Source organism: Pseudonocardia ammonioxydans, assembly GCF_900115005.1.
Lineage (GTDB): Bacteria > Actinomycetota > Actinomycetes > Mycobacteriales > Pseudonocardiaceae > Pseudonocardia > Pseudonocardia ammonioxydans.
The window spans coordinates 41,261-54,400 of the sequence record NZ_FOUY01000010.1; the positions used below are offsets into that span (position 1 = coordinate 41,261).

General features: G+C 76.7%; 12 protein-coding genes and 1 pseudogene. 8 read left to right on the forward strand and 5 right to left on the reverse strand.

Annotated features, from left to right (window positions below; all coding sequences use genetic code 11):
* Positions 1-27 precede the first annotated feature (27 nt).
* Positions 28-378 (forward strand): annotated as a pseudogene (locus tag BM093_RS11755) (WhiB family transcriptional regulator); the annotation flags it as partial.
* A 116-nt stretch (positions 379-494) separates the two neighbouring features.
* Positions 495-1,190, forward strand: a complete 696-nt coding sequence (locus BM093_RS11760) for a class I SAM-dependent methyltransferase (protein ID WP_093341525.1) — start codon at positions 495-497, stop codon at positions 1,188-1,190.
* Here BM093_RS11760 and bagB read toward each other — a convergent pair.
* Together bagB and bagA are read right to left on the reverse strand one after the other, a co-directional pair.
* Complete coding sequence (bagB, locus tag BM093_RS11765) at positions 1,162-2,331, reverse strand: ArsA family ATPase (protein ID WP_093341526.1); 1,170 nt, start codon at positions 2,329-2,331, stop codon at positions 1,162-1,164. The genes BM093_RS11760 and bagB overlap by 29 nt on opposite strands.
* Positions 2,328-3,380 carry an ATPase BagA gene (bagA, locus tag BM093_RS11770; protein WP_093341528.1) on the reverse strand — a complete coding sequence of 351 codons (1,053 nt, stop codon included), beginning with the start codon at positions 3,378-3,380 and terminating at the stop codon, positions 2,328-2,330. The genes bagB and bagA overlap by 4 nt, the downstream gene beginning before the upstream one ends.
* 147 nt (positions 3,381-3,527) lie before the next feature.
* Between bagA and sp36 the strand changes: the two genes are divergently transcribed.
* Genes sp36 through BM093_RS11790 form a run of 4 tightly spaced genes read left to right on the forward strand, consistent with a single transcriptional unit; the run spans position 3,528 to position 8,309 of the window.
* Positions 3,528-3,698 (forward strand): Sp36 family protein, encoded by a 171-nt coding sequence (sp36, locus tag BM093_RS11775; protein ID WP_093341530.1) that lies wholly within the window; start codon positions 3,528-3,530, stop codon positions 3,696-3,698.
* Positions 3,695-4,153: a RidA family protein gene (locus tag BM093_RS11780; RefSeq protein WP_093341532.1), complete on the forward strand. Its 459-nt coding sequence runs from the start codon at positions 3,695-3,697 to the stop codon at positions 4,151-4,153. The genes sp36 and BM093_RS11780 overlap by 4 nt, the downstream gene beginning before the upstream one ends.
* 1 nt (position 4,154) lies before the next feature.
* The gene (locus tag BM093_RS11785) at positions 4,155-4,721 is read left to right on the forward strand and encodes a hypothetical protein (RefSeq protein WP_093341534.1); all 567 of its coding nucleotides are present in this window, start codon (positions 4,155-4,157) and stop codon (positions 4,719-4,721) included.
* A 45-nt stretch (positions 4,722-4,766) separates the two neighbouring features.
* Positions 4,767-8,309 carry a hypothetical protein gene (locus BM093_RS11790; protein ID WP_093341536.1) on the forward strand — a complete coding sequence of 1,181 codons (3,543 nt, stop codon included), beginning with the start codon at positions 4,767-4,769 and terminating at the stop codon, positions 8,307-8,309.
* Here BM093_RS11790 and BM093_RS11795 read toward each other — a convergent pair whose 3' ends face one another.
* Positions 8,310-9,209 carry a Gfo/Idh/MocA family protein gene (locus BM093_RS11795; RefSeq protein ID WP_093341539.1) on the reverse strand — a complete coding sequence of 300 codons (900 nt, stop codon included), beginning with the start codon at positions 9,207-9,209 and terminating at the stop codon, positions 8,310-8,312.
* Positions 9,210-9,261: 52 nt separating this feature from the next.
* Here BM093_RS11795 and BM093_RS11800 point away from each other — a divergent pair, with 52 nt between their 5' ends.
* Together BM093_RS11800 and BM093_RS11805 are read left to right on the forward strand one after the other, a co-directional pair.
* Complete coding sequence (locus BM093_RS11800; RefSeq protein ID WP_093341543.1) at positions 9,262-10,062, forward strand: NUDIX hydrolase; 801 nt, start codon at positions 9,262-9,264, stop codon at positions 10,060-10,062.
* Positions 10,063-10,073: 11 nt separating this feature from the next.
* On the forward strand, positions 10,074-10,862 hold the full coding sequence (locus tag BM093_RS11805) for an MBL fold metallo-hydrolase (RefSeq protein ID WP_093341546.1): 789 nt from the start codon (positions 10,074-10,076) through the stop codon (positions 10,860-10,862).
* An 8-nt stretch (positions 10,863-10,870) separates the two neighbouring features.
* Here BM093_RS11805 and BM093_RS11810 read toward each other — a convergent pair whose 3' ends face one another.
* Together BM093_RS11810 and BM093_RS11815 are read right to left on the reverse strand one after the other, a co-directional pair.
* Positions 10,871-11,569: an HD domain-containing protein gene (locus tag BM093_RS11810; protein ID WP_093341549.1), complete on the reverse strand. Its 699-nt coding sequence runs from the start codon at positions 11,567-11,569 to the stop codon at positions 10,871-10,873.
* A 266-nt stretch (positions 11,570-11,835) separates the two neighbouring features.
* A complete protein-coding gene (locus BM093_RS11815; RefSeq protein ID WP_093341822.1) occupies positions 11,836-13,098 on the reverse strand; it encodes an MFS transporter in 1,263 nt (420 codons plus the stop codon).
* Positions 13,099-13,140: the final 42 nt, after the last annotated feature.

Consider the following 13,140-nt stretch of genomic DNA (forward strand, 5'->3'; position numbering starts at 1 on the left):
GCCCGCCCGGCACGGGAGGCACACCCCATGACCGCGCACCCCGAGATCACCCGCATCGGCCCCCGGCGTGTCGGGAAGCCCCGGCTGCAGCCCGCCGGACGCCGGCCGTCCGGCCCGGTCTGGAACTGGCGGGTCGCCGCCCGCTGCCGCACCGAGAACGCCGAGGACCTCTTCGTCTCCGGCGCCGACCAGCGCCGGGTCCGGGACTTCTGCCTCGCCTGCCCGGTCCGCACCGAGTGCCTGGCGCACGCGCTCGACCAGCAGGTCGAGTTCGGCGTCTGGGGCGGGATGACCGAACGGGAACGACGGGCGGTGCTGCGGCGACGACCGGAGGTCACCGACTGGGCGGGCCTGCTCGGCCGGGCACGCACCGATCACTACGCCGTGCGGGACCACGCTGCCGTACGGGACCACGACGCCGTGCGAGACCACGATGCCGTACGGGCGACTGTGCCGGGCGGATCCGCGGAGCCCGACCCCGCTACCTTCCCCGCGTGCTCGACTTGATCGCGGACCTCTACCGGACCCACGCCGACGACCTGGCCGCGGTGGTCGCCCAGCAGAAGACGTTCCTGGCCGGGTCCCCGACGGTCACCCCGCAGCTCGACGACGTCGAGGCCGAGCTGACCTACCTGCTGCTGCGCCACCACCGCCCGGCCCACGTGGTGGAGATCGGCACGTACTGGGGCTGGTCGACCACCTGGCTGCTGTCCGCGCTGCGCGACAACGGCCACGGGCACCTGCACTCGTTCGACCTCGTCGACCACGTCCGCACCACCGTGCCCGCCGCGCTGGCCGCGGACCGCTGGACGTTCCACCACGGCGACCTGCGGGAGACCGTCGACGAGGTCCCGCCCGGGACCGGCTACCTGTTCGTCGACGCCGACCACGGCCGCCGGTTCGGCCGCTGGTACCTGCAGAACCTGTTCCCGCGGGTCGCCCCGGGCACCCCGACGAGCGTGCACGACGTGTTCCACCTGCGCTGGGCGCGCCCGTTCACCGAGGGGGCGGAGGTGCTGGGCTGGCTGCGGGCGCGGGGCGCCGGCTGGTTCACCGCCGCGCGGCCGGCCGCGCGGGCGACCCTGCGGGCACTCGACGCCGTCCGCGCCGAGGTGGGCATCGCCGGGGCCCGCGGCACCGACCGGAACCCGATGATCTTCTTTACGATGCCCCCTGCGCGCGGGAGGTAGCGCCCGGCTCCTCCGCACCGCGCACGGCGCCCTCGGCCAGCAGGCCCCCGACCCGGCGCAGGCCGTCCAGGTCGGCGATGTCCCCGGCCAGCGCAGGCACCCGCACCACGGAGACCGACGGGTGCGCCGCGGAGAACCGGGTCAGCAGGTGCTCTTCGCGCTGGTGCAGCTCGACCCGGTCGGCGTGCAGGCGCAGCACCGCGGCCGCGATCTGCGAGCCGGGCCCCCCGACCTGCTCGGCCGCGGCCCGGGCCCGGGCCGCGGACACCGGCGCCAGCACCGGGTGGGTCCGGTTGAGCACCAGACCGGCCAGCGGCATGTCCTCCGCCGAGAGGCGGTCGGTGAAGTACGCCGCCTCGCGCAGCGCGTCCGGCTCCGGCGCGGCGACGACGAGGAACGCCGTCCCCGGCGAGCGGAGCAGCGCGTACGTCTTCTCCGCGCGGTCGGCGAAACCGCCGAACAGGGTGTCGAAGGCCTGCACGAACGCCGAGGCGTCCTGCAGCATCTGCCCGCCGATGATCGTGCTGACGGCCCGGGCGAACAGCCCGAAGCCGGCCTCGACGATCTTGCGCAGCCCGCGCCCGCCGGCCCGCGCGGGCGCGGCCAGCAACTTGATCATCCGTCCGTCCAGGAACCGGGACATCCGCTGCGGGGCGTCCAGGAAGTCCAGCGCCGAACGCGACGGCGGGGTGTCGACGACCACGAGGTCCCAGGTGCCCGCGGCGACGAGCTGACCGAGCTTCTCCATCGCCATGTACTCCTGCGTCCCGGAGAACGAGGAGGAGATGACCTGGTAGAACGGGTTCTCGATGATCTTCTGCGCCTTCTCCGGCGGCGCGTGGCCCTGCACCATCTCGTCGAAGGTGCGGCGCATGTCCAGCATCATCGCGGCGAGCTCGCCCTCGGCGTCGGGCACCGGCGCCGGGTCGTTGCTCAGCTCGTCGACCCCGAGCGCCTGGGCCAGGCGCCGGGCCGGGTCGATGGTCAGCACGACCACCTGGCGGCCGCGCTCGGCCGCGCGCAACGCCAGCGCCGCCGACGTCGTCGTCTTGCCGACGCCGCCGGATCCACAGCAGACGATCACCCGGGTCTCCGGGTCGTCGATCAGCGTGTCGACCTCGAGGGTGTCCGATGAGCTCATCTCCGCGCCTCCACGCGCACGCCCTGTTCGGTCAGCGACTCCGCCAGCTCGTACAACGCGCCCAGGTCGACGCCGCTGAGCAGGTTCGGCAGCGTCAGCCGGGACAGCGGCGGGTCGGGTTCGGTGTCCAGCCTGCCCAGCGCGGCCGTCTCACCGGCGACGGCGACCGCGTGCTCCACGGTCTCGGCCACCAGCCCGTCGATCTCGGCGGGGGCCAGCTCGAGGCCCGCGCTCGACAGGCCGTTGCGGATCCGGGAGGCGTCCACCCGGCCGCCGGCCGCCGCGGTCACCGACCGGTCGGGCAGCCACTGCTCGCGCATCCGGTTGACCACGACCGCCCCCGTCCCGATGTCGGCCCGTTCCAGCTCGGCGACGGTGTCGAGGGTCTCGGTGACCGGCAGGTCGGACAGCAGCGTGACCAGGTGCACCGCGGTCAGCGGGGAGTGGATGAGCTGGTTGACGCCCTCGGCCTGGCCGTGGATCGGGCCGACCTTGGCGAGGTCGGCCATCGCCTTGGTGACGTCGAGGAACGTCACGAGCCGCCCGGTCGGCGGGGCGTCGAGGACGACGGCGTCGTAGGCGGGCCGGCCGTCGGCACCGGTCCGGGTGACGCACTCCTTCGCCTTGCCGGTGAGCAGGACGTCGCGCAGGCCGGGCGCCAGCGTCGTCGCGAACTCGATCGCGCCCATCCGGCGCAGCGTCCGACCGGCCATGCCGAGCCGGTAGAACATCTCGAAGTACTCGAGCAGCGCGGCCTCGCTGTCGACGGCCAGCGCCCGCACCTCGCCGCCGCCCGCGGCGACCGCGATCCGGCGCTCCTCGTAGGGCAACGGGGCGGTGTCGAAGACCTGGGCGATGCCCTGGCGGCCCTCGACCTCGACCAGCAGCACCCGCTTGCCGCCGGTCGCCATGGCCAGCGCGAGGGCGGCGGCCACGGTCGTCTTGCCGGTGCCGCCCTTGCCGGAGACCACGTGCAGACGGGCGTGCGCCAGCTCGTCCGGCCAGGGTGCGGGACGTGCCGGGGATTCGGGGTGGACGGTCGACGTCACGCGATCAAGCGTACGGAGTCGCCGCGCCCGCAGCCCGTCGGCGAGGCAGGCCCCACACGAACCGCCACACGAACGTCCGTCGCAGCGGGAGCGCCTTCCGTCGCGGGAGTCCGGTTCGCCGACGGTGGTCCGGGTTAGAGTCCGGCCATGAGCTCCCCGGTCGTGAAGTGGGAATACCTGACCGCCCCGCTGTTGATCCACAACACCAAGGCGATCCTCGACAACTTCGGCCAGGAGGGGTGGGAGCTGGTCACGGTGACCGCCGGCGCCAACCCCGAGCAGCTGGTCGCGTTCTTCAAGCGCCCGGTGCAGCAGTGAGTGCGCTCGCCCGCCTGTCCGAACTCGGCCTGAGCCTGCCCCCGGTCGCGACGCCCGCCGGCGCCTACGTCCCGGCGCGCCGCACCGGGAACCTGGTGTTCACCGCGGGCCAGGTCCCGCTCGTGGACGGCACGGTCGCCGCGACCGGCAAGGTCGGTGCCGCGGTCTCCGCCGAGCAGGCCTACGACCTGGCCCGGATCTGCACGCTGAACGCGCTCGCCGCCGCCGACGGCCTGGTCGGGCTGGACAACATCACCGGCGTGGTGAAGGTCGTCGGCTTCGTGGCCTCCGACCCGTCGTTCACCGGGCAGCCCGGTGTGATCAACGGTGCGTCCGACCTGCTCGGCGAGGTCTTCGGCGAGGCCGGCGGGCACGCCCGCTCCGCGGTCGGGGTGGCCGTGCTGCCGCTGGACGTGCCGGTCGAGGTCGAGCTGGTCGTCGAGGTCCGGGACTGACATGACCGCGCCCGCCGTGGCGCCGGCCGGGCACGAGCTGCTCCTGCGGCTGGCCGGCCGGCTCCCCGACGAGCTGCTGTGGCGGCTGCGCGGGTGGGTCGCCGGAGGTGACCGCGCCGCGGCCGGTGCGGTGCTGTCGCGGACGCTGCTGCGCCAGCGGATCGGGCTGACCGACGAGGAGCGCGGGCTGCTGTCCGAGCTCGTCGAACCGGAGTCACCGACGCGCCGACTGGTGGACGCCGTGCGGGCCGGCTCGCCGCCGGACCCGCCGTCCTTCGGCCCGGAGGAACCGGATCTGGCCGCGTGGTCGGCGGCCTCGGTCGTCGCGGGGGAGGCCGGCGCGCTGTCGCTCGCCGTCCGCGACGACGGTGCCCGGGTGCTGCTGGTGCGCGGCGCCGACCGGCCGCACGCGCTGACCGGGAGCCTGCAGCGGCTGCTGCGGGTGCACGGCGAGCGCGTCCCGCGGGTCGAGGTCTGGGCCGGCGAGGAGCCGCCCACCCCGTATCACGAGGCGGCGTGCGCGGCCGCCGTGCCGCTGTGGACCCGGGTGCCGGTGTCCACCGCCTGAGCCCGCGGGTTCCCCGCTCCCCGGCCCGCCCGCGAAGGAGGCCCCATGTCCGACCCCACGTACCGGCTGCTGCTCGAGCTGGCCGGCCGGGTGGACGACGACCTGCTCGCCGCCGGGCGGGAGCTCGTCGCCGTCGGCGAGGAGGGGCACGCGCTGGAACTGGTGGTGGCCGAGCTGGTCGCCGGCCGGACCGTGCTGCCGCCCGCGGTGCGGTCCGCCCTGGTCGCCGAGACCGCGGCCCGGCGCATCCAGCCGGACGCCGACCGCGGCCTGCCGCCCGCCGGTTCCACCGACGAGCTCCTGCACCGGTTCATCGGGGACGGCCCGCCGGAGCAGGCCCGGGACCTCGCCGCCGCACTCGCCGGGACGAGCGCGCCCGGCGGTGGCTGGTCGCTGGCCTGGCGCGTCACGCCGGCCGGGGCCGCCCCCGGCCCGCTGCCCCAGCCGGTCCTGCTGGGCCGTGCGGGCAGCGACGAGTCGGCCGAGGTGCTGACCTACCAGGCCCAGTCGGCCCTGGGCCGGGCCGGCCTGGCCGCCTCGGTCGAGGTGCACGACGACGGCGATCCCGACACGACCTACCACCGGGCCGCGTGGGCGGTCGCGCGGCCGCTGCCCGCCGGCCCGGTGGCCTCCCACGACCGACCGACCGGCGGCAGCGGCCCGAGCACCGCACCTGCTCCGAATGATGGGGGCACCACTGCCCGAACCGTCGAGCGGCAGACAGGGGCGGCTGAGGACGCCTCCGACGCGGTCGCGGAACAGGGCCCGGCCGGGTCGTCGCGTGCCGAGGCGCACCCGACGGCCGGGGCTGCCGTGCACGCGGTCGCCGGGTCCGCCGCAGCGGCGCACGACGGCACGCCGGTGGCCTCCGAGGCCGATCACGGGCTCCCGGCCGGCGGACCGGACGAGCAGCTCCCGCCGGCAGCACCCGACGACCCCGCGCCGGCCACGCACGACGTGCGCGTGCACCACACCGCGGCCGGTCCCGCCGAGCCGTCGGCGACGAGTGGGCACGACGCGCTGCGCCCCGGCACCGGAGCGGACGGCGACCTCCCGGCGCGTCTGCACACCGCCATCGGATCCGACGGGCCCAGCACGGACGCGATCCCCGGCCCCGCCGGCACGCACACGACGCCCGTGGCCACCGAGCAGGACCCGGCGGATCGCTCCGACGGGTGGCAGCACGCAACCGGCTCTCCCGAGCAGCCGGAGCAGGACCCCGACCGGCCCACCGACCAGCAGCCCGCCGATCGGTCCGACGGGTGGCAGCACGCGACCGGATCCCCCGACCAGCCGGAGCAGGACACCGTCCGGCCCGTCCAGCTGCTCGCGACCGGCCCGTCCGCCGGCCCGGACGCAGCCGGCCCGGCCGGCGACGGACGCCCCGCGGAGCGGTCCGCCCCGGACACCGCCGCCGACGGGCCCGCGGCCGAGGAACCCACCGGCACGGAGCCGGCCGGAACGCCGGACGACGAGGCCGCCGGGGTCGCCGCACCGGACCCGACCGGCGCGACCGGTCCGGACGTCGCCGAGGAGCGCGCGGAACAGGACCCGACCACCACCGTGCTGCCCCGCCGGGGCGTCACCGACCGGACCCGGGAACTGCCGTTCCGGGACCGGAACGTCCGACCAGGACGATCGACTTCCCGGACGCGGTACGCGAACGTCACGTCGCTCCCGGGGATCGCCGGCCCGGGTGTCGGCACGCCGCCCCGGCGCCTGCGGGACACGGCAGCGGGCCCGACCGACGCGGCCGCACCGGGCACGCCGGGCCCGCAGGCCGATCCGGCAGGACCGGGCCCGGCCGACGGTCACGGAACCGGAACCGCGGGCAGTGCCGGGGCCGGGGCCGGGGCGGAGCCGTCCCCCACCGGGCCGCTGCCGCCCCACACCGCCGGGCCGGCCGGCATTCCCACCGACACCGAACCCCCGGCCTTCCTGCCCCCGGACGCCGGGTCACCGAACTCCGAGCTGCCGGACCCCGGCTTGCCGCACTCCGGGCTGGCGAACACCGGGCTGGCGGACACCGAGCCTCCGAACCCTGAGCTGCCGGACGGGCTCCCGGGACGGGTCACGCCGCTGCGCACCGGGTCGTTCCCGCCTCCCGCCGCGGCGCTGAACGGCGTCACCGACCCGACCGGTCCACCGGAGCCGGCCGGACCGGGCGGCGTCCCCCGGGACGTCCAGTGGGGCGCCACCCAGGCCGGGCAGGGTCCGGCCGCACCCGACATCTTCGGCACGCCGCCGGTCGGTTCCGGCCCCGAGCCGAGTCCCGACGAGTACGCGTCCGGGCCCGGCCCGCACCTGCTCGGCCCCGGGGGCGCGACGCCGTTCACCCGCGGACCCGCCGGGCCCATCCCGCCGACGGATACGGCCGCGGACGGGACCGGACCGATCCCGCCCGTCCGGCCTCCACCGCCCCCGGCCGGTCAGGACGGCCCGGGGCTCGGGCCCGCTCCGGGGGCCGGCATGTTCGACGCCGTCGTCCCCGGGCCGGGCGGTCACCGTCCCGCCCCCGGCGACGACCCCACTCCGGCCGGCCCCGGCGACGACCCGACCGGTGCAGGACATCCGGCACCGCGGCCGTCCCCACCGATCCGGGCGTTGCGCCGGGCGACGGGCGACTGGTTCGACGCCGACGACCACCCCCGCGAGGCCGGACCCACCGGCGCGGTTCCCGGGGCCGGTGCTGCACCGTCGGCGGCTGGTTCCGCGGCTCCCGGCGCACCGCGGCCGGAGGGCGACCACGGCTACGCGCGGACCGGGACGGACCCGGGCCCCGCCGAGCCGCCGGCCGGGCGACCGGAGGTTCCCGGGGCCGCGGAGGACGCCTGGCAGCAGGACTGGGCGTCCGGTGCGTGGGTCGGGGACGTGCTGCCGGTCGCCGACCCGGTGCCGGGGACCGAGCTGCTCCCCACCGCGGACGGTGCCGAGATCGACGCGCCCACCCCGCCGCCCGGGGTGCCGATCGCGTACGCGCCCCCGGTACCCACATCGGCACTGCCAACAGCCGGTCCGCAGGGCCCCCGGCACCTGCTGCTGACCGAGGACTCCGACGACCCGGGCCAGGACGACCCGGGTTACGGCGCCACCGACCCTGGCACCGCGGACTACGGCACCGCGGGCTACGCCGACTCCGGCCACGGCGACTCCGGCCCTGACGGCTCGGGGCGCGACGGCTCGGGGCGCAGCGACACGGGGCTCGGGGACACGGGGCTCGAGGACACGGGCCAGGCCGACACCGGCCAGGTCGCCCCGGGCTACAGCGGCTCGGGCTACGCCGACGACGGCCACAGCAACGACGACCGCGACGGCGAGGGGCACGACGGTGTGAGCTCCGGTGCTGTGGGCGCCACCGGCGCGGACACCAGCAACGGGAACCCCGGCGGCATGAGATCCGGAGCCGCGCCCGCCGCGGAGACACCCGGCGACATCCCGGAGATCCCCCGGCCGACCGGCGGCCTCGCCGACCGGCTCAGCCCGACCGAGCACGACCTGCTGCAGCGGCTGCACGAGGAGCTTGCGGCCCGGGAGAACGGCGGCGAGCCCACACCGCGGAACGGGACCGCCCGCCCCGACCGGAACTGATCAGCCCGCGACGCGGCGCAGCACCTCGTCGACGATCCGCTGCAGATGCAGGGCCCGGTGCGCGCCCACCGGGAGCCTCCGGTCCCCGGTGTCGATCGCGGTGGCCAGGTCGTCGAGCAGCCGGCCGTAGCAGGCGGCCGCGTCGTCCGGGCGGTGGTCCACGACGTGACGGCCCCGCCCGCCGGGCCCGACGCCGCCGATCACGGCGATCTCGAAGTCGGTCGGCTCGACCGGGGTCCGCAACGACAGCACGACCGAGCTCCGGGCACCACCGGCGTGCTCCAGGCCGATCCGCCAGAGGTCCGGGTCGTCGCGCCGCGCCTGGTCGACGCCGGTCACCGGTCCGAGCGCGGCGTCGAGCAGGTCGATCACGTGCGGTCCGACGTCGAGCAGCGCCCCGTGCTCGGCCCGCCACGCCGACGCCGCGAACGGACCGCCGAGCAACGCGCCCGACAACCAGCGCGCCGTCCCGACCGTCCCGGCGCCGTGCGGGCCCTCGTCAACCCCGTCCAGCCAGTCCCGGACCACCGGGTCGAACCGCAACGTCAGCACGGTCGCCGAGCAGACCCCGGCGTCGTCGATCGCGGTGGCCGCCCGCTCCGCAGCCACCAGGTCCGCCGCCAGTGGCTTCTCCAGCACCAGGTGCCTGCCCGCGGCCGCGGCCGCGGGAACCAGCTCGCCCTGCAACCGCGGCGGGACCGCGAACGCGACGGCGTCACAGGCGTCGAGCAGCTCCTCGAACGACGCGTGCGCGGGGCCACCGGCGATCGCGGCGACCTCGGCGGCCGCCTCGGGCCGCCGGGCCCACACCCCCGCCGACGACCAGCGCGGATGCGCGGCGATCGCGGGCGCGTGCACGGTCCGGGCCCACGGCCCGGCACCGACGAGTCCGATCCGCATGCGGGCATTCTCACCATCGGAACCGGACGCCGGTGACCTAGGGTCGGCATTCATGAGCACCGCAGCTCCTGAACCGGCGGAGCCGAAGCCCGCAGCCACCGTCCTGCTGCTGCGCGACGAGCCCGGCGCCGGCGAGCTCCAGGTCTTCCTGCAGCGACGGGTCGCCGGGATGGCGTTCGCCGGCGGGATGACGGTGTTCCCCGGCGGCGGGGTCTCCACCGACGACGTACCCGACCCGGCCCGCTGGCGTGGACCCGACCCGGACCGCTTCGGTGCCCGGCTCGGACAGCCCACCCCGCTCGCCGCCGCGCTGGTGACGGCGGCGGTCCGCGAGACCTTCGAGGAGTGCGGGGTCCTGCTGGCGGCCCGCCCCGGCACCGAACCCGGCCCCCTCCCCGTGACCACCGCGTGGCGCGACGCGCTCGTCGGACGGCAGGCGACCCTGCCCGGGCTGCTCGACGAGCACGACCTGGAGCTGCGGGCCGACCTGCTCGTGCCCTGGGCGCGGTGGATCACGCCGCCGCGGAACCCGAAGCGGTACGACACCGCGTTCCTCGTCGCCCGCGTGCCCGACGGCCAGGTCGCCGACGACTCCACCACCGAGGCCGTGGAGGCCGGCTGGTGGAGTCCCGCTGACGCGCTCGCCGGCTACGAGGCCGGTGACATGCAGCTCATGCCACCCACCCTGCGCACGCTGCAGGAGCTGTCCCGCCACGACACCGCCTCCGGAGTGCTCGACGCCGCGGCCCGCCGCGACATCGAGCCGATCACGCCGGAGGTCCGCCGGGAGGGCCGCGTCGTGACGATCACGCTGCCCGGTGATCCGGACTGGCGATACGAGGAGGCGCGATGACCCCACAGGCAGTGGGCCACCCGCTCTACGGCAGCCTGCGCGCGGTGCACCCGCTGGCATCGGTGCTGCTGCAGGACAACCCCGGCACGATGACGCTCGACGGCACGAACACCTGGATCGTCTCGGTCCCGGACTCCGGCAGGCGGATCGTCGTCGACCCCGGTGAGGACGACGGTGTCCACCTCGAGGCGCTCGCCGACGGCGCACCGGTGGCCGCGATCGTGCTCACCCACCGGCACCCCGACCACGCCGGTGGGGTCGGCCGGTTCGTCGAGCTGACCGGGGCGCCGGTCCACGCCGCCGACCCCTCGCTGGCCACCGGCACCACGCCGCTGACCGACGGCACCGTGATCGAGGAGGCGGGCGTCGAGCTTGAGGTCATGACGACCCCCGGACACACGTCGGACTCCGTGTCGCTGCTGCTCACCGGGCCCGGCTCGGACGGCACGGCGCTGCTGTCCGGCGACACGATCCTGGGCCGCGGCACCACCGTGATCGCCCACCCGGACGGGGCACTGGGCCCCTACCTGGACTCGCTGCGGCGGGTCGCCGAGCTGCCCGCCGGCACGCCGCTGCTGCCCGGGCACGGCCCCGAGCTCCCGGACGCCGCCGAGGTCGCGAACGCCTACCTCACCCACCGCGAGCAGCGCCTCGAGCAGGTGCGCGAGGCGCTGACCGACCTCGGTCCCGACGCCACGCCCCGGGACGTGGTCGAGGTCGTCTACGCCGACGTCGACACCTCGCTGTGGCCGGCCGCGGAGCTGTCCGTGCGGGCCCAGCTGGATCACCTGCGCGGCTGACGCACCGGTCAGGGCACGGGCGGCGCGGTCGCCGTGTCGCCGTGGGCGTCGATCCACTCCTCGCGGAAGCGGTGCAGGAACTCCTCCAGCGCCGCGTGCCGGCGCTCGCCCAGCTCCCGCCCGGTGGCCGTGCGGAGCTCCCCGCGCAGCCGGAGCAGCTTCTCGTGGAAGTGGGCGACGACCGAGCCGGTCGGCCCGGAGCGGTACCCGTCCTCCGACGGCGGCGCCGCCGGGTCCCACAGCGGCTCACCGATCGCGCCGCCGTAGGCGAAGGCGCGGGCGATTCCCGTGGCGCCCATCGCGTCGAGCATGTCCGCGTCGTGCAGGCAGGCCGCGATCGCGGTGGCGGCGGCCGTCGGGGGCGGGCCGGGCTCGGCGGCGTCGCCCCCGTCGCCCGCGGCACGCCCGTCGCCCGCGGCACGCACCGAGAACGAGTAGCGGCCGGTGGCCTCGACGGCGTCCAGCACCGGTTCCCACAGTGCGGGGTCGATCCCGCTGCGGCGCAGCGCGTCCCGTGCCTCCGTGCGGCACTCGGCCGGCGCGACGACCCGGCCCAGCCGCGCCTCGGCCGCCCGGTGGTGGTCGTGCACGTACGCGGCGACCGCGGCGACGAACCCGTCGAGTCCCTCGCGCGTGGCGAGCCGCGCGGACAACCCGGCCACCCGATCGAGGTGCCCGAGGTCGTGTGCGACGTCCGCGCCCGCCATGTCCGCCGCGACGACCTCGCGCAGCCGGCGCAGGTCCGCCGCCGAGGCCCGGGCCGTGCTCCCAGGGGCACCCTCGGGGCGTCCGGCGCCACCAGGGGCACCCTCGAGGCACCCGGCAGTCCCGGCGTCCCCAGGGGCACCCTCGGGGCACCCCGCGTTCCCGGCGTCCCCAGGGGCACCCTCGGGGCACCCGGCGCTACGAGGGGCACCCTCGGGGCGGCCGGGCGGCGTAGCGGGGCCGGCGGGCGGCGTGCCGGGGCCGCCGCTCACGCGAGGCTCCCGGCGGGCTCGCGGGCGGCGTCGGCCGCGGCGACCGTGCCGCGCCGCAGCCACAGCAACGCGGCGACGAGCAGGCCGAGCGCACCGCCCGCCGCGTACCCGCCCGGCCCCAGGACGTCGATCAGCGTGCCGGACAGCGCCTGCCCGGCCGAGACCCCCAGCACCGCCGCCATCACCATCCAGTTGAACGCCTCGGTGGCCGAGTCCGCGGGCGCGGTCAGCTCGACGCCCAGCGAGTGCGCGGTGGTCTGCGGTGTGATGAGCCCACCGGCGACCAGCATGATCACCGCGAGCAGGACCAGCGAGCCGAGCGGGGAGACCAGCCCCATCGCCGTCACCAGCAGGGCGAACCCGCCGAGCAGCACCGGGAGCCGCAGGTGCAGCGGGCGGGGCCAGGGCCGCATCCCGTAGAGCACCCCGGCCAGCACCGACACGACCGACCACGCCGACAGCAGCAGACCACCGGCGGCGGGGGAGCCGGCGAACTCGGCGGCCGCCAGCACGCCGACCTCCGCGGTCCCCGCGACGAGGCCGAACCCGAGCGACGCCAGCGCGACCGTGCGCAGCCCCGGCCGCCGGAACACGCCGAGCAGCCCGGCCTCGCGGGTGAGCGAGCCGGCCGCCCGGGCGGCGCGGATCCGGGCCGACCGCCGCCGGACCGCGGCACTCAGTGCGAACCAGGTGGTGCCGACCAGTTCGGCCGAGGCCGCGACGACGAGCGCGGTCCCCGGCCACGGCGTCGCCACGACCAGCATCGCGGCCAGTGCCGGGCCGAGGATGAAGAACGTCTCGAGGCTGATCGCCTCGTAGGTGTAGGCGGCCTCGCGGCGCGGCCCGGCCGGCACCAGGTCCGACCACAACGCCCGTGACGAACCTTCGATCGCCGGGGTCAGCAGACCCGCGAGCAGGCCGACGAGCAGGGTGCCGGCGAGCGGGACGCGGCCCTCGATGCAGGCGATCAGCCCGGTGATCGCGATCAGATAGCCGGTCGCGAGCGCGAGCAGCGGACGCGACGGGCCGAGCCGGTCGAGCAGGCGCCCCTGGACGACCGTGCCGGCCGCCGTCCCCACCAGCAGCGCCGCGGACACGGCGCCGGCGACGGTGTAGGACCCGTCGATCTCACGGACGTAGAGCAGTGTCGCCAGGCTGTGCATGGCGATCGGGAACCGGCCGATCGCGGAGGCGCAGACCGGGCCGGCGGCACCGGACGCGCCCAGCGCGGCGCGGTAGTCGGGCAGGGAGGCGGGCACGACAGCCAGGATCACACGAACTGGTACGGGCGTACCAGAGGA